Here is a 15,900-nt window from a genome sequence, read left to right as displayed (position 1 = left end):
ATTAAGAACCTGCGAAAGCAGGCTTTTTTTATGGTCTTTTTGCCCATTTCACCTATTTTCACAGTAGAAAATGTGACTTCCTCTTCCAATTTCCTTGTTGACAAAATTTTTAAAAAATTTTAATATTAATTAAAACAATGTTTTTTATACAAAACAACTTTTCAGGAGGTGAACTATTATATTTAAACTTATCACTTCGTCTAACCATATTTGAGGAGGATAAACATGTTAAAAGGAAATAAAAGATGGTTGTATATTGCGGTTCCAATTTTTTTCTTTTGGTTTTTTGGACAAATCGATAAGCTAGGCATATCAATTATTCAAACTGATGTTGGATTTTTAAACGATCTAGGATTAACTGGAGATGATCGTAATGCAAAGATTGGATTTATTACCTTTATTTTTACGATATCTTATGCAATATCGAATTTATTCTGGGGGGTAATCATTGATAAGCTTGGCGCTCGAAAGACTGCAATGCTAGGACTTGTAATTTGGACAATTACAATGGTTACAGCTGGACTCTCTACTACATATGAAATGTTTATTGTCAGCCGAATCGTTCTCGGACTAGGAGAAGGGATGATGATTCCGGTTTGTGGAAAATTCATATCCAATTGGTTTAATCATAGAGAGCTTGGGAAAGCACAATCGTCTTGGTTGTCAGGAAACTATTTAGGGCCGGCTATTGGGGCTGTTATGCTTTCTGCAATTATTGCATCCTTGCATTGGCAAGCCGCATTTTTTATGCTTGCAGCTTTCAATTTATTACTTGTTTTACCTTTATTCTACTTTATGACTCGAGATACGCCAGAAGAACATTCAGGACTTAGTAAAGCTGAGTTAGCCTATATAAGAGAAAAGGATCCAAGTGAAGATTTGAGTAAGAAGAAAAGCTTTGCACAAGATTATCGTTATTGGATTGTGTGGTTTGGCATGCTAATGTCTTCATTCTTATTCTTTGGAATCAGCATTTGGCTTCCTACGTATTTAATAGAGGCAAAAAGCTTTTCACGTGAAGCAATGACAAGTATTACATCACTTTCTTGGCTGTTTGCTCTCGGTTTCGTATTAATTTGTGGTTATCTTGCAGATAAAACGAATCGTCCAAGTTTGCTTGCTACTATATTATTTGGATTGACTGCAATATTTTTAACAGCAGCTATGCTTACTCCAAATGCCATTGTCGCTGGGATATGTATGGGATTAGCTATGGGGACCCAAGGCGGTGTATTTCATTTAAGCAATTTATTCATCGTAAAGTTTTCTACACCTGAAACAGCTGGGAGAGCTGCAGGACTAATGGGCTTTACGAATATTCTCGGAGGTTTTTCGAGCTATATTATGGGCTGGATGCGCGATGCCTTTGGCGGTGATTTCGGTCCATCGCTCATCATGTTAATATTTGCAGCAGGTTTAGGTTTTCTCGCATATATATTTACACTGAAGAAAGAAGCAGTTGAAGTAAAGATCGTGAATAAGAATGAAGCGGTAATTTAAAATAACTGATTATTGTTTCTATGTAAAACAGTGTGTGTTTTTAAAATTTTCTCACTTTTCAATTGACATTTAAACAATGTCAACTTAAAATTGGTTTATACAAGAAACAATGTTTCTTATATAAAACATTTTAGGTAAAAGAAGGAGTGTTTTAACATGGCAGAAGAAAAATTCAATGTAGAAGAATTCGAAAAAAAATATGTAGCAAGATTAGAAGATCGTACATTAGATTGGAACGTTCTGAAGTTCCAAGAAGAAGTTGATCCAAAATATAAAAGAGCACAGATGAGATATATCGGACGCGGAGCGACTGCTAACGCTGATTCTAATGTTGTCACTGCTGAGCATTTTACACTTAGCACTATGGTATTGCCTGCTGGTTGTGTAGGTCCTCTTCATTTACATGACGATGTAGAAGAAGTTTTCTTTATTCTTAAAGGCAGTGTAAAAGCGTTAATTAAAGAAGTGGATAAAGATGAGGTTCACGAAATTCGCTTAAATGAGCGCGATTGCATCAGTACACCTCCTGGGGTACACCGTGGTATTCATAACGACGGAGATGAAGAAGCATTAATGTTAGTAATGCTTGGAGCGGTTAAGCCAAACTTACCTACTTACCCTAAAGGAAGCGCTTTGGAAGAACTTCGTATCCAACGCGCGAAAGAAAGAGAAGCAATTATTGCTGATAAGTAATAATAAAGGAAGCTAGCTTATCCTTTAATTTGATGAATCTTCATGCAGGGATGATCCAATGGAGCATCCTTGCAAATTTTTTAAAGAATACAGTTGATAGAAATCAAGCTAAATAGGCTGCTAAAAGCACTTACCACATATGAAACGCTTGTCATTCTATTACAGAAGTGAGAGCTATCAATGTATTCATAAGATTAAAAGGAGGTTTTAAGAATGTTAGGAATTACACATTTGCGACATATCAGTTTAATTACTCCTAATCTAGAAGAACAAGCCGCATTTTATGAAAAAATTTGGGGGCTTGATAAGACAGCTCAAAATGAAAACGCTGTTTATTTCAGGGGAGCTGGACCTGAAAATCATATATTAAGTTTACATAGCGGTGAAGAGAGCAGACTTCATCATATTGCATTTGGAATGGTAGATAAACATGCAGTTGACCGCGCTGCTGAAATACTTACTTCAAAAGGTGTACCCATTATTCAAGAGCCTGGTTACTTAGATGAAGAGGGTAAAGGTTATGGACTGCGATTTGCTGATCCTGAAAATCGCTGTATCGAATTATCTGCATGGGTTGAAATGCATACTTCGATCTGGAAGCAGAAAAATGTTGATCCTGTCAAACTGAATCATGTAGTCATGAATACTGCAGATTTAGATATGATCACAGATTTTTACACAAGTGTACTTGGCTTTAAAGTGACGGACTGGAGTGAGCATCAAATGTCATTCCTGCGCTGTAATAGAAAGCATCATTCGATTGCGTTTAACCAAGAAGGACACGCTTCTGTTAACCATATTGCGTATGAAGTGGATACAGTTGATGAGGTTATGCGCGGAATTGCCAATGTTAGAAAAGCTGGATTTAAAGAGTTATGGGGTCCTGGACGCCATGGTCCTGGAGATAACATATTCTGCTATTTCAAAGATCCAGCAAGCTTTGTAATGGAATATACTTGTTACCTAGAGACAATTGAAGATGAACAAGAGTGGAGAGCACGTGTTTGGAAACGGGTTCCACATTTAATGGATCAATGGGGAATAGCGGGTCCCCCGTCAAAAGAAGCAAGATCTTCTATGGGTGGCAAGCCGGATCCTGGCTGGGCGAATGTAAAGTCATTGATATAGGACAGCATTGAAAGGAAGATGACAATGGATTTAGGCTTAAACGGAAAAGTAGCTGTGATTATGGGAGGCACTTCTGGAGTTGGTTTAAAGACTGCTGAAATGTTCCTTCAAGAAGGCGCAAAAGTTGCGGTTTGCGGAAGAGATGAAAAGAGAAAAGATGATGCATACAACCATCTCCTCAACTTTGGAGAAGACCAGGCAATTTTTGCATCAACCTGTGATGTAACTAGTAAAGAAGATGTAAACACATTCATTAAAGAAACAGCAGAACGATTTAACGGAATCGATATCCTTGTCAACGCGGCTGGACAAAGTGTAATGGGATATTTCTTCGATGTTACAGACGAGCAGTGGGAACAGCAAATCCAATTAAAATACTTTGCGATTATTCATGCAGTTCGAGCGGTGCATCCGCATCTCGTTAAAAGCGGCAGCGGAAGAATCATCAATATTAATGCTACGCTGGCTAAAGAACCGGAGCGTCATATGATTGCGACAGCAGCCACAAGAGCCGGGCTATTAAACTTAAGCAAAACTTTATCACAAGAGCTTGCTTCAGATAATATTCTTGTCAACTCTGTCAGTCTCGGGCTTATTCGTACGGATCAATGGGAAAGAAGGCGCAAGTTAAACGCACCTGAAATGGACCCGGAAGAATATTATCAAGATCTAGCTAAGAAGAGAAACATTCCACTTGGCCGTGTAGGAGAAGCAGAAGAGGTTGCGAGTGTTATTTTATTTCTAGCATCTGATAAGGCAAGCTATGTAGCAGGGTCAACAATAGAAACAGCGGGAGCGCTTGGTAAGGCACTTTAAAACACTATAAAGGCAGGAAATTAGGATGACTCAATCAAAGCAAATGGAAGCACCAGCAACAAATGTTGTAAATGCTGCAGAATATACAGTTGCTGATGCTGTTGTTAAAGAGCTAGTTCACGCTGGTGTAACAACAGCATTCGGTATTGTCAGTATTCATAATATGCCAATTTATGATGCGATTCTTCGAGAAGGCAGTATTCACCTTGTTTGTTCCAGAGGTGAAAGCGGCGCTGTAAACATGGCTGATGGTTATGCACGTGCAACTGGAAAACTTGGCGTAGTGATTACAAGTACAGGAACAGGAGCAGGAAACGGGGCAGGCTCTTTAATAGAAGCGTGGGCAGCAGGTGTACCTTTACTTCATCTAACAGGGGAAGTAGCTTCTCCATATTTAGGGACTGGAAGAGGCTATATTCATGAATGTAAAGATCAACTATCCATGATGGAGGGATGTTCTAAAAAAGCGATGCGCTTAAGAGTCCCTAACCAGGCAGCAGCAGTGGTGAGACAAGCAATACAAGATGCAGAGACAGCACCAACAGGCCCTGTAACGCTTGAAATCCCCATTGATTATCAATCTGCGATTATTCCCAATCATTCCTTAGCTGAAATGAAGGTATTAACTCCAGACAACAATCCAATTACATATTTTCCTGAAGAAGCAATATCAAAAATTGTAGTTTCACGTCGTCCAGTAATCTGGGCAGGCGGTGGAATCATCTCAGCGAATGCATCGAAGGAACTAACTGAGCTTGCAAATTTGCTCGGTGCAGCTGTTATCACAAGCCAATCTGGTAAGGGAAGTATTCCTGAAGATCACCCGCAATGCATTGGACATTTCGCATCTTACGCACAAACGAAGGAATTGCTTGAAAAAGCAGATCTATTAATAAGTGTAGGAGTGAGATTTAGAGGAAATGAGACGTCCAATTGGAAAGTTCAAGTTCCGAGCGAACATATTTCCATTGATGCTGATTGGCAGGCAATAAACAGGAACTATGAAGCGACTTATGGGATTGTTGGAGACGCAAAACTGATATTAGGTCAGTTAGTGAACAAGCTTTCTGAGAAGCAGGTAAAAAGAGATGAAGCATATGTAAGTGAAGTAAGAGCAGTGCGAGAAGAGCTGCGTACACACTTAAGAGCAACACTCGGACCGTATGAGCAAATTATGGATCATATGAGAAGTGCACTGCCTCGTGATACGATCCTGGTCCGTGATGTAACAGTCCAGGCCAACGTATGGGGAAGCAGATTATTTGAAATTTATCAGCCAAGAACATCTATTCATGCTTCAGGAGGCGGAATTGGTCAAGGATTGCCAACAGCAATTGGAGCGCAAATAGCCGCTAAAGATAGAAAGGTTGTGCTAATGGCTGGTGATGGCGGGTTCATGGTTAACGTAGGTGAGATGGCTACAGCTGCACAAGAAGAGTTGCCGATGATTATTGTATTATTTGATGATAGAGGCTACGGCGTGCTTCGCAATATTCAACAAAATGCTTACGGAAGACAAGTAGCAGTTGACCTCTTGAGTCCTGATTTCGTCCAAATGTCGCAGTCAATGGGCTTTGAAGCCGTTCGAATCGGATCGACGGATGAGTTTGGGGAAGAAATTGTGAAAGCTGTAAAAAGTATAAAACCAACGATGATTGTTGTAGACATGGATGCAGTCGGCCCAATGGCAAAGCCTTTTGGTGGTCCTCCTGGAGCAGCAGATTCATTTAAGCCTAGAAAGCTGTAAGGCAGGAAAGTTTCAGTGACTTAAGTCTAGTTACTGAAATTAGACAAGGAGGAGTAACGATGATTTCAACCTACCCTTATGTTTCAGGGAAATATTTAATCGATGGTGAATGGATCCAGGCTCAGCAAACGACAAATGTAATCAACCCAGCGTTGACTAGCGAAGTAGTTGGAGAAGTTGCATTATGTACGAAAGCGGATGTAGATCATGCAGTAGAAGCAGCTGAAAGAGCATTTCATTCTTGGTCAAAAAGTGATATATCTGAACGTGCAAGTAAAATGAAAGTAGCAGCCATAGAAATTAGAGCAATCGTAGAAGAAAATGTTCCACTTTTAGTGAGAGAGAATGGCAAAGTGCTTGTAGAAGCCAAAAAGGATTTATTAAGATGTGTGGACATTATGAATGAAGCGTCTGATGAGTTGCTGGAATGGTGGCAGCCAGAAGTGATACCTGGCAACCAAAAAGTTCAAATCAGAAGGCGTCCAAAAGGGGTAACTGCGGTAATTTCGCCTTGGAATTCTCCAATGATTTTAACATTCAAGCGTGTGATTCCAGCGATACTGGCAGGAAACGCTGTCATTGTAAAACCGGCGACTAGCTGTCCATTATCCATTATGACATTCCTTAAAACGGTTGCTTCGCATTTTCCAAAAGGGGTTCTCAATATTGTCACTGGTTCTGGTGGACTTATTGGCGAGGCACTTTGTACAGATTCACGTATTCGCACGATTGCTTTTGTTGGAAGTACAGAAACCGGCAAAGAAATCATGCGGGCTGCTTCAAGCAATGTAAAAAACATATACATGGAGCTCGGAGGAAATGATGCTGCCATTATTCTTGAGGATGCCAATTTGGATGATGAATTGATCACTCGGTTAAGGTTCGGTATTCTTCGTGCTGCAGGACAGGTATGCTCGGCGGTAAAAAGAATTTATGTTCATGAAGATAAATACGATGAATTAGTTCAAAAGCTAAAAAAAGCCTTTCAATATATTCGTGTTGGAAATGGAATTCAGCCAGATGTGGAAATGGGGCCATTAAATAATAAAGCGCAATATGATTTTGTAAAAGGTTTGATCGAACGTGCAGAAAAAGGCGGTGCAACAGTTATTGCAGGTGGCATTCAAATCGATCCTGAAGGCTGGGAAGATGGTTATTTCATTGCACCAACCATCATTACTGGCGCTGAACAATCAAGTGAAATTGTCCAAACTGAACAGTTTGGTCCTGTTATTCCGATTCTTACATTTAAAAATAATGAAGAGGCGATCCGCTTAGCGAATGACAGCATCTTTGGGTTGAGAGCTTCTGTTTGGTCTGAGAATGAAGAAGTGGCGATTGAGTTTGCTGACCAATTAGAGGCAGGTGCGGTGTTCATTAATAACCATACTGTTTTCCAAGACCTACATTTGGATTTCCCAGGGTTGAAGGAGAGTGGAATCTCACGTGAAACAAGACATTGCAGCCTAGAGTTTTTTGCAGATAGCTACGGCTTCGCGAACTAGGAAAGAGGGATTTTAATGAAGTTAGGTTTAATTGGGGGCGGAAACATCGGTCAGTTTCTACTCCAAAGAGTGAATGGTGACAAAGTGATTAAGGACACCCAAATTGTTGCCCTTTTTACGAGGAATCAATCAACAGCTAAAGAGATTACTAGTAAGTTTGGGGTTGCGAATTATGAGACGATGCAAGACTTGATAGACTCAGATGTTGATGCGGTTGTTGAAGCAGCGACAGTAGAAGTTGTTCAGGAATTTGCAGCGACTATACTTTCAAGCGGCAAGGATTTAATATTAAGTAGTGTAGGGGCTTTAGCTGATGCCGACTTTTACAGCGAGTTAGAGGCTATATGCCATAAGGTGGGTACAAGAATTTATTTGCCATCTGGTGCCGTTGGCGGATTGGATATTTTAAAGGCTGCCCGATCAAATGGGGACCTTGCCTCTGTATCAATTACTACTACTAAGCCTCCGCATGCATTGGCAAATGCGCCAAAAGATGAATTAACAGTAATATTTGATGGCTCAGCAACTGAGGCAATCAAATTATTTCCGAAAAATATTAATGTATCGATTATTTTGTCACTGGCAGGTTTAGGAACAGATAAAACAAAAGTGAAAATCATTTCTGATCCAAATGCAACAAAGAATAGTCATACGATTGATGCAACAGGTGCCTTTGGAAAACTATCACTCGCAATTGAAAATGATCCAATGCCAAGCAATCCTAAAACAAGCTATCTAGCGGCATTAAGCGTACTGGCTACTTTGAAAAATAAAGACGAATTGATTCGTGTGGGATAAATTAAGATGTGGGTATTATTTAATTGTGCAGCTGTGGTGGTTGAGGGTTTGATTTCTTAAGCTAAAACGTCACGGAGGTAAAAGTGGATGTCTCCAATCCGTTTCATCTTAAGTATCGTCTCTTAAGCGAGTCACCTCGGATTTTCTATTAAGGGGGAAGTTACAGATGCTTAAAACGACAAAAGATATTGAAGATATGACAAAAGCTGAGTTACTTGAACATTTAAATGAAACAGTAAGACCTGAAGAAGGATCAGTACCTGCCTATGTACTGGCCGATCCCAAGGTTTACGAGTTAGAGCATAAGAAAGTTTTTATGAAAACATGGATTTTTATTGGCCATGAATCAGAGATTCCCAATAAAAATGATTATATGTTAAGAGATCTAGCCGGGTATTCTATCATTGTGTCACGTAATGCTGATCACAGCATTCGTGCCTTTTATAATATGTGTACTCATCGCGGAATGAAGCTTTGCCGTGCAGACAAAGGGAATAAAGCTACATTCGTTTGTCCGTATCATGGGTTTAACTTTAAAAATAATGGCGACCTCATCGGTGTACCTCTCCAAAAGAATATTTATGGTGAAGAGCTTGATAAATCTACCATGGGTCTTAAAGAGGTAAGAATCGAGTCTTATAAGGGGCTTCTTTTTGGTTCTTGGAATGATGAAGTGGAGCCTTTGGATGATTTCTTAGGTGACTTTAAATGGTATCTTGATATTTTAGTAGGCAGAGCGGAAATGGAGGTAGTTGGGGCGCCACAGCGATTCGTTATTCACTCAAACTGGAAAATCGGCGCTGATAACTTCGTAGGGGATTCCTATCATACGATGATGACACATGGATCAATCGCTAAATTAGGAATGGTACCAAGTGCAACGTATTCAAAAATGGGGTATCAAATTCATTCTGATCATGGACACGGTTTAAACCTAGGTACACCAAATCCAGACTTTGCTTTCCCTGAAGAACTGAAGAATGAATTTAAAGCAAATCTTTCAGAAGAACAATATGAAGTCCTATCCAGTTTGAAAAATATGATTGGCAACATATTCCCACATCTTTCTTTCTTAATTTCTCATACAAAGGTGAAGGGACAATTAATCTCCAACACGAGTGTTCGCTTATGGCGTCCAATTGACGCTGATAAGATGGAGGTCATTGCTTGGTTCTTAGTTGAAAAAAATGCACCTGAAGATTGGAAAAGGCGTTCACGTGAATCCTTCGTTCTTACTTTTAGTCCATCGGGTATTTTTGAACAGGATGATACTGAAGTATTTACTGATATCACTGCTGCAGCAAAAGGACATATGCCGGCAATGAAAGGTCTTACTTATAATTACACAATGGGTATGCACCGTGAGCCTGTTGAATTTGTTGGACCGGGTGTTGCATACGATGATAAGTTCTCCGAAGCGAATCAAAGGAACTTCTATAAATATTGGTTAGATTTAATGAATGGTTAATTTCTATAGCTGACAATTGATTGTAATTGAGGAGGGTGTTTATCTTGACAGTTGAAAAAATGCTAGCTAACTATGAATTTGAACAGTGGCTTTATAAAGAGGCCCAGCTTCTTGATGATATCGATTTTGATGGCTGGTTTAGCCTCATGCATCAGAGCTTGATTTATCAAATGCCGGTGCGTGTAAACAAGGAAGGTACTGAAAGACCTGATTATACAGCAGATATGTATTGCTTCGATGATGATATCGAATTGCTAAAGCTTCGCGTTGATCGTTTAAAGACTGATTATGCATGGGCCGAAATTCCTCCTTCTCGTACACGCCGGTTTGTAAGCAATGTAAAGCTTGATGAATACGTGCCAGAACAGAAAGCTTCTGTAAATAGTTATTTGCTTCTTTATCGTAGCCGTAGTACAGATATTCATCATGATTTGATTTCTGGGGAACGCAAAGATGAATTTACATATGAAAATGGACAATGGAAACTTTCAAAACGTTTATTTATTGTCGATCAAACAACAATCAATACGAGAAACCTTGCCATATTCATTTAAGAAATCAGCAGGAAGGAGCAGCCAGATGACTGATTTTAAAAATCAATCGATTTATATAACTGGAGGCGCCTCAGGCATCGGAAGAGCGGTAGTTGATACATTTGCAAATGAGGGTGCTTTTATTACCATACTTGATAAATCTGTTAAAGGCCTTGAAGAGATTAAAGCGGATTTAGGGGACAGAGTACAATGTATTTCAGGTGATGTAACGGCTTATGAAGACCATGAAAAGGCGGTAAGTGCTGCAGTAAAAGCCTACGGCAAACTGGATGTATTTATTGCTAATGCTGGTGTATTTGATGGTTTTGCAAAGTTTGAAACCGTTACATCAGCAGCTATGAATGCTGCTTACGATATGCTGATGAATATTAATGTCAAAGGCTATTTTAATGGAGCAAGGGCTAGTGTTGAAGAGCTAAGAAAAACGAGAGGCAACATGATTTTCACAGTATCAGGCGCTGGCTTTTATCCTGATGGAGGCGGCGTATGGTATACCGCAAGCAAGCATGCACAAATCGGACTTATGAGACAGCTAGCCTTTGAACTTGCCCCTGAAATAAGAGTGAATGCAGTCGCTCCAGGGGGCACATTAACTGCTCTGAATGTGATTCCACCTCTTAAGCCCTTTGTGAAAGAAGTAGATAATGACACAAAAGCCAAAAGCATTAAAACAAGAAATCCTTTGCAAATTGCTATGGATTCTGAAGACCATATAGGTCCTTACTTATTACTTGCATCTAAAAAGTCACGTGCAATAACAGGTGAGGTCATTGCAAGCGACGGCGGCTTATCTGTCCGTGGACTAGGGTGAGTAAAGAATATGCGCTTTTGGAGGGATTGAATTGTCAGAACAGGTGAAAGAGTTAAAACCATTACTAGGTAACAATGAAGTAAACCAAATTGCTTTTGTTGTGAAAGATATTGAAATAGCATCGGCGGATTTTGCTAAGCTATTAGGTATTCCAAATCCAGGATGGTTTCTTACAGGTGAACAAGAGGTATCACAAGTAGTTTTTAAGGGTGAGCCTACAGCTTCCAGAAGTAAATTGGTTTTTTTGAATACATCTACCGTTCAGGTTGAATTAATTGAACCAAATGAAGATCCCGGTACAATGAGAGAATTTGTAGATACAGAAGGTGAAGGCATCCACCATATTGCCTTTGAAGTAGATTTAATAAAGGATCGCCTGCCGGCTTTAGAGGAAAAGGGATATCCGCTTCTTCAAAGCGGTAAGTTTACTTCCAGCGAGGGAAGATATGTTTACGCAGATACTTTCAACGATTTTAAAACCTTAGTAGAACTATTAGAGAGTGCTGACCCAAGAGACACAAAACCTAGTGATGAATCAGGAAAACCGTTGTTAGGGACAAATAAAATCGAACAATTGGCGCTTGTGGTGAAAGATCTGGATGCCACAGCAGACGCGTACTGCACTCTCCTAGGAGTGGAAAAACCAGCTGTTATTCAGTCTGGTGGCAGTGAGATTACTCAAGTGGTATATAACGGCAAACCAACAGAAGCTGATTCGCGTTATATGTTTATTAAAACACCGCTTCTTGAAATTGAATTAATTGAACCAGGCAACGCTCCAAGTACTTGGAAGACTCATCTAGAAACAAATGGAGAAGGCGTTCACCATATTTCTTTTGTTGTAAAAGGTATGGATGAAAAAATTAAGGTTTTAGAAGATATGGGATATCCAGTGATACAAAGAGGTAATTTCTATAATGGCAATGGTCGTTATGCTTACATGGATACAACCTCTACCTTTAAAGTCATTATCGAACTGTTAGAGAAATATAATCAATAAAAAATATATTAATTGTAATCAGGCCATTCTGTTTTTCGGAAGGCCTTACTTTTTTGATTGAAATCTGAGAATTCTGTGTTAATCCAGTTGGATGTGGGGAGAAAAGGTGAATGTTTGATTTTAGAAAGAAGTCCCTTGATTTGCATAAGCGAGCGAAAGGAAACCATAGGAATATATTCTAAAGTGCTAGTAATTAACCCTGAAGATTAGCCTACTCTCCTGGAGTTGCTTAGTCGTGTTTAGAAATAGCAAGAGATAAAAATACATTATACGATTATAGTAGCAAGGGAAATTTAGTTGCGGTCATTTCAGATGGGACATCAGTTGCTCTAAACTACAAAAAACTGACCTTTCGTAAATTATAGAAAAATAATGAGAATGCGGAGGGATGTTTGTCCAAACAAACAAGCAATATATTCATAATATAATCATGTAAGATCTCCTCCCTATTAGATCTTTTGGTCTGCATTTGGTCACCAGTATTAAACTGGTGATCTTTTTTATATGTTGAAAAACTATTCGGATATATTTATGAAAGAGTGGAACTGACTTTCGCCATAGAAACTGATAAACGAAAGGTATCTCAGTCTAACCATTCTATTCACCTTGATAACTTTTCGCTAAAACTCATGCCCGAACGGCTAAGCAAAACGATTAAAAGGAAATTAGTGTAGCAACTTAGTGCTACTGTACAAAAAAACTACTATAGGGAACTAGTGGACTTAACTAATATCCATTCAAGTATGTAGCGAAAGCCAAAAGACTTAACTATCAAAGTAGATAAAAACCATATATCGTTACTGTTACATAAAAGCCCAATCTCGATATCCTGATCATTTAACAACAAGAAAAGCTGTCGGAAAGATCACTTTCCGAGCAGCTTAACTCAAACGAACATCATACCTCCTATGGCAGACACACTCACTAAGGGAGATTACTTCTTTTTATTTATCACAATCCCTTCCTTTGTTTGCTTGAAAACTTGATGACCAAAAACGCTAATGCCTGCTGCGATAATTCCATTCGTTACTGCATCGATTGTAAATCCATATTCAATACTGCCAATAGCAATAGATACCATGAAAAGAATCCATATAATGGTCCAATCAGGTATGAGAGGTGTCTGTTTTAGTGCATGTCCAATGAGCCAAAGAGCCGGTATTAATACAATGTAGTTTTGGTTCAAATATTGCATCAAATTCATATCATCACCCCCAATTCCGGCTATTTATTATCATATGGAAAACTTAAGAGATTGCTTGTTTTCTTTCCCTATTAAATAAATTAGAATAGAAAACATCTATTTTTTCCTATCCTTTTCTTTCATTTGATTGTATATAGGTGTTGAAAGGAGGTGATGGAAAATGGCTCAGGCGATTTTATTGGATTCAAAGCTTAGACTAACTTTTGTAGCAGGCTTAAATGATAAGGGAGAACCAATGTTCAAGGTGAAAACGTTCGGAAACATTAAGAGTGAAGCGTCAAGTGAGCAGCTTTACCAATTTTCAACTGCATTTGAGAATTTATGTGCAGATCAGCTCGTATCTATTCAAAGAAATGATAGTTTCAATATAATCAATTAAGTCTGTACGATCACACTAAGAAAGGAGGAATACGGAATGACTAAAACATTAGAATTGACTTTTGTAAATGAAGAAGGAGGTATAACCAGAATCTCCATTGACCAGCCGAAAGAGCCTGTCGATCTTCCAGCAATAGAATCATCAATGGGAGAGATGATTGCAGCGGATGTAGCTACATCCAAGAGTGGTTCTCTCACAGCAGTTAAGGGAGCGAGATTAATAGAAAGAACTGTTACTGATTACGACTTGTCCTAATAGAATGTGCCGGTTTTTTTGGTAGAACCGGCCTCTCTATTAAATATAATTATTAGTAAGAGTAGGGAGGAGTGACGCTGGATGAATGAATTCGTAAGAATGATCGGAGAGCTGGGTTTTCCAATCGTAGTGACCCTATTTCTTCTCTATCGAATTGAAGCAAAGCTAGACGTAGTCGTGAGTTCGATTCAAAGTCTTCCAGATCGCTTAAAAGAGTAAAAAAAAGGAATTTGATAGTTCCGTTTTGTTGACAAAGAATGTTAATAATGCTAAATTTAATTTAACCGTTACACATCGTTTTATGCTTATTTAACACAGCTTTTCACATATGAATTAGCCTTGTTATAAAAAGATAAACATTGTAATTGGTGAATTAACACATGACTTTATTTTAAAGTCAATAGGAGGATTTTTAGTTTATGAAAAACGGTAAAGTAAAATGGTTTAACGCAGAAAAAGGATTCGGATTTATTGAAGGTGAAGATGGAAACGACGTATTCGTTCATTTCTCAGCAATCCAATCAGAAGGTTTCAAATCTTTAGAAGAAGGCCAAGAAGTTTCTTTTGAAGTTGTTGAAGGAGCTCGTGGACCACAAGCTGCTAACGTAACTAAACTATAAAATTAATGAACTATAATAGTACAGTCCCGCTTTTTGTGGGGCTGTTTTTTGTGTTTAAACCAGTTATTGGATCAAGATTCTATAGGTCTTTTCTGAACTTTTCCCCATTACCATTAGGTGTACAATTGAGAGGATGATAGGTGCACCTCATAATACGAAAAGAAAGCCGGCTGAGTAAAATAATATTGAAGAGGGACGAGTACATATGAAAGCAACATGGTTCATGTAAATGATTCTAAGAATGTGAAAGGTTCAAGGAAGGACAGACATGAAAATATTGGCCACGACCATATTGGATTGAAAGCATTAGACCATATCGTACATCATTCTCGAAAAAGTCTCCCAAATTATAGGAAATACCTTCTATTGGTGAAATAAAAAGATTCAACGTATAAAACCTCATTCTGTAGCTGATCACCGTTATAACTGGATGCAGCCCTAAAATAACTTTCAAAAAATATTGACAAATTATTTTTAATAGCGTAAATTTATAAAATATAAAGTTATAACATTATATTTAGGGAGACCAATATGCAGATAGATAAAAATCAACATATACCTCTTTATCGACAAGTGGAGAATGTACTTGAAGAAAAAATTACTTCGGGGCAATGGTCAGTTGGCGAGCAAGTGCCCACCGAACAAGAGCTAGCTGACCACTTTAATATAAGTACAATTACTGTCAAGAGAGCCATTATTGAGCTTGTAAATAAGGGTTATCTTTATAGACAAAGGGGAAAAGGCACGTTTGTTTCAGGGTTTAAGAAAGAGCAAAATATTAATTCTTTTATTTCCTTGACCACTGAAACTAATGAAGAACATCCTCATCAATTATTAGAGTTCGTGGTAGAAAAAGCAGAGCAAGGAATAGCAGAAAAAATGAATTTGAATCACGGTTCGAAAGTAATTAAGATAGCACGCTTAAAAATAGAAAATGGGGAACCGTTGGCATTAGAATATACCTTCCTTCCATATGAAAGATGTTCAAGCCTTGGATCAGATGAAATAGATAACGAGCTTATCTATAATATTCTGAAAAACAAGTTTAATATTTTGTTAGCTAAAGCAAAGCTATTTATCAAACCATATATTGTGAATAATGAACAGGCGGAATTACTTCATATTTCACCTAATACAGCGGTATTTGAATGGGAACGATATACCTATACAAAACAGGAAGAAATTATAGAGTACTCAAAATTCTATATTCGTCAAGATAAGCAAACATATTATACAGAGGTGGAATTTTAATAAGAAAGTGATTACACCTCAACTTTCTTCATATAAGTAAAAAATATAATGTTATAATATTATATTTTTTTATAAAATTTTATCAGAATATTTATAATACTCAACATTCGGGGCGAAAAGGAGGTGGGATTTTATAATAAATCTTTGTTTAAGTAAATGAAAATGAGGAGG

17 protein-coding genes and 2 pseudogenes are annotated in these 15,900 nt (G+C 38.3%); 18 read left to right on the top strand and 1 reads right to left on the bottom strand.

Translation table 11 applies throughout. The features are described from left to right. Nucleotides 1-225: 225 nt before the first annotated feature. The 12 genes and pseudogenes from J2S17_RS08285 to J2S17_RS08230 form a co-directional block, all read left to right on the top strand. Complete coding sequence (locus J2S17_RS08285; RefSeq protein ID WP_307473724.1) at nucleotides 226-1,500, top strand: MFS transporter; 1,275 nt, start codon at nucleotides 226-228, stop codon at nucleotides 1,498-1,500. Between the two features lie 156 nt (nucleotides 1,501-1,656). Continuing rightward, nucleotides 1,657-2,193: a cupin domain-containing protein gene (locus J2S17_RS08280; RefSeq protein ID WP_307473722.1), complete on the top strand. Its 537-nt coding sequence runs from the start codon at nucleotides 1,657-1,659 to the stop codon at nucleotides 2,191-2,193. Between the two features lie 213 nt (nucleotides 2,194-2,406). After that, complete coding sequence (locus J2S17_RS08275; RefSeq protein WP_307473720.1) at nucleotides 2,407-3,321, top strand: VOC family protein; 915 nt, start codon at nucleotides 2,407-2,409, stop codon at nucleotides 3,319-3,321. Between the two features lie 24 nt (nucleotides 3,322-3,345). Next, entirely contained in the window at nucleotides 3,346-4,137 is a 792-nt protein-coding gene (locus J2S17_RS08270; RefSeq protein ID WP_307473718.1) for an SDR family oxidoreductase, read from the top strand. 25 nt (nucleotides 4,138-4,162) lie between these two features. Then, the gene (locus J2S17_RS08265) at nucleotides 4,163-5,884 is read left to right on the top strand and encodes a thiamine pyrophosphate-binding protein (protein WP_307473716.1); all 1,722 of its coding nucleotides are present in this window, start codon (nucleotides 4,163-4,165) and stop codon (nucleotides 5,882-5,884) included. 59 nt (nucleotides 5,885-5,943) lie between these two features. Next, on the top strand, nucleotides 5,944-7,389 hold the full coding sequence (locus J2S17_RS08260) for an aldehyde dehydrogenase family protein (protein WP_307473713.1): 1,446 nt from the start codon (nucleotides 5,944-5,946) through the stop codon (nucleotides 7,387-7,389). A gap of 15 nt (nucleotides 7,390-7,404) precedes the next feature. Continuing rightward, on the top strand, nucleotides 7,405-8,187 hold the full coding sequence (nadX, locus tag J2S17_RS08255) for an aspartate dehydrogenase (RefSeq protein ID WP_307473712.1): 783 nt from the start codon (nucleotides 7,405-7,407) through the stop codon (nucleotides 8,185-8,187). 166 nt (nucleotides 8,188-8,353) lie between these two features. Continuing rightward, the gene (locus J2S17_RS08250; protein ID WP_307473710.1) at nucleotides 8,354-9,655 is read left to right on the top strand and encodes an aromatic ring-hydroxylating dioxygenase subunit alpha; all 1,302 of its coding nucleotides are present in this window, start codon (nucleotides 8,354-8,356) and stop codon (nucleotides 9,653-9,655) included. 44 nt (nucleotides 9,656-9,699) lie between these two features. Next, the gene (locus J2S17_RS08245; RefSeq protein ID WP_307473708.1) at nucleotides 9,700-10,209 is read left to right on the top strand and encodes an aromatic-ring-hydroxylating dioxygenase subunit beta; all 510 of its coding nucleotides are present in this window, start codon (nucleotides 9,700-9,702) and stop codon (nucleotides 10,207-10,209) included. Between the two features lie 25 nt (nucleotides 10,210-10,234). Next, a complete protein-coding gene (locus J2S17_RS08240; protein ID WP_307473706.1) occupies nucleotides 10,235-11,020 on the top strand; it encodes an SDR family NAD(P)-dependent oxidoreductase in 786 nt (261 codons plus the stop codon). Nucleotides 11,021-11,051: 31 nt separating this feature from the next. Then, nucleotides 11,052-12,020, top strand: coding sequence for a VOC family protein (locus J2S17_RS08235; RefSeq protein ID WP_307473704.1), 969 nt, complete (start codon nucleotides 11,052-11,054; stop codon nucleotides 12,018-12,020). A gap of 206 nt (nucleotides 12,021-12,226) precedes the next feature. Further along, nucleotides 12,227-12,346: pseudogene (locus J2S17_RS08230) on the top strand (NAD-dependent malic enzyme); the annotation flags it as partial. 608 nt (nucleotides 12,347-12,954) lie between these two features. Here J2S17_RS08230 and J2S17_RS08225 read toward each other — a convergent pair. Further along, the gene (locus J2S17_RS08225) at nucleotides 12,955-13,224 is read right to left on the bottom strand and encodes a phage holin family protein (RefSeq protein WP_307473702.1); all 270 of its coding nucleotides are present in this window, start codon (nucleotides 13,222-13,224) and stop codon (nucleotides 12,955-12,957) included. 160 nt (nucleotides 13,225-13,384) lie between these two features. On the opposite strand from J2S17_RS08225, the gene J2S17_RS08220 reads away from it, so the two are divergent. The 6 genes and pseudogenes from J2S17_RS08220 (at nucleotide 13,385) to J2S17_RS08195 (ending at nucleotide 15,729) form a co-directional block, all read left to right on the top strand. Next, nucleotides 13,385-13,603, top strand: coding sequence for a DUF1659 domain-containing protein (locus J2S17_RS08220; protein WP_307473700.1), 219 nt, complete (start codon nucleotides 13,385-13,387; stop codon nucleotides 13,601-13,603). Nucleotides 13,604-13,639: 36 nt separating this feature from the next. Next, entirely contained in the window at nucleotides 13,640-13,858 is a 219-nt protein-coding gene (locus J2S17_RS08215) for a DUF2922 domain-containing protein (protein ID WP_307473698.1), read from the top strand. Between the two features lie 81 nt (nucleotides 13,859-13,939). Continuing rightward, complete coding sequence (locus J2S17_RS08210) at nucleotides 13,940-14,077, top strand: YvrJ family protein (protein ID WP_307473697.1); 138 nt, start codon at nucleotides 13,940-13,942, stop codon at nucleotides 14,075-14,077. Nucleotides 14,078-14,277: 200 nt separating this feature from the next. Beyond that, a complete protein-coding gene (locus J2S17_RS08205; protein ID WP_307473695.1) occupies nucleotides 14,278-14,478 on the top strand; it encodes a cold-shock protein in 201 nt (66 codons plus the stop codon). 216 nt (nucleotides 14,479-14,694) lie between these two features. Beyond that, nucleotides 14,695-14,873 (top strand): annotated as a pseudogene (locus tag J2S17_RS08200) (deoxyribonuclease IV); the annotation flags it as partial. Between the two features lie 136 nt (nucleotides 14,874-15,009). After that, a complete protein-coding gene (locus J2S17_RS08195) occupies nucleotides 15,010-15,729 on the top strand; it encodes a GntR family transcriptional regulator (RefSeq protein ID WP_307473693.1) in 720 nt (239 codons plus the stop codon). The last annotated feature ends 171 nt before the right edge of the window (nucleotides 15,730-15,900 follow it).

The organism is Cytobacillus purgationiresistens (assembly GCF_030813235.1).
GTDB lineage: Bacteria > Bacillota > Bacilli > Bacillales > Cytobacillaceae > Cytobacillus > Cytobacillus purgationiresistens.
This window is presented reverse-complemented; position numbering and strand designations above follow the sequence as displayed.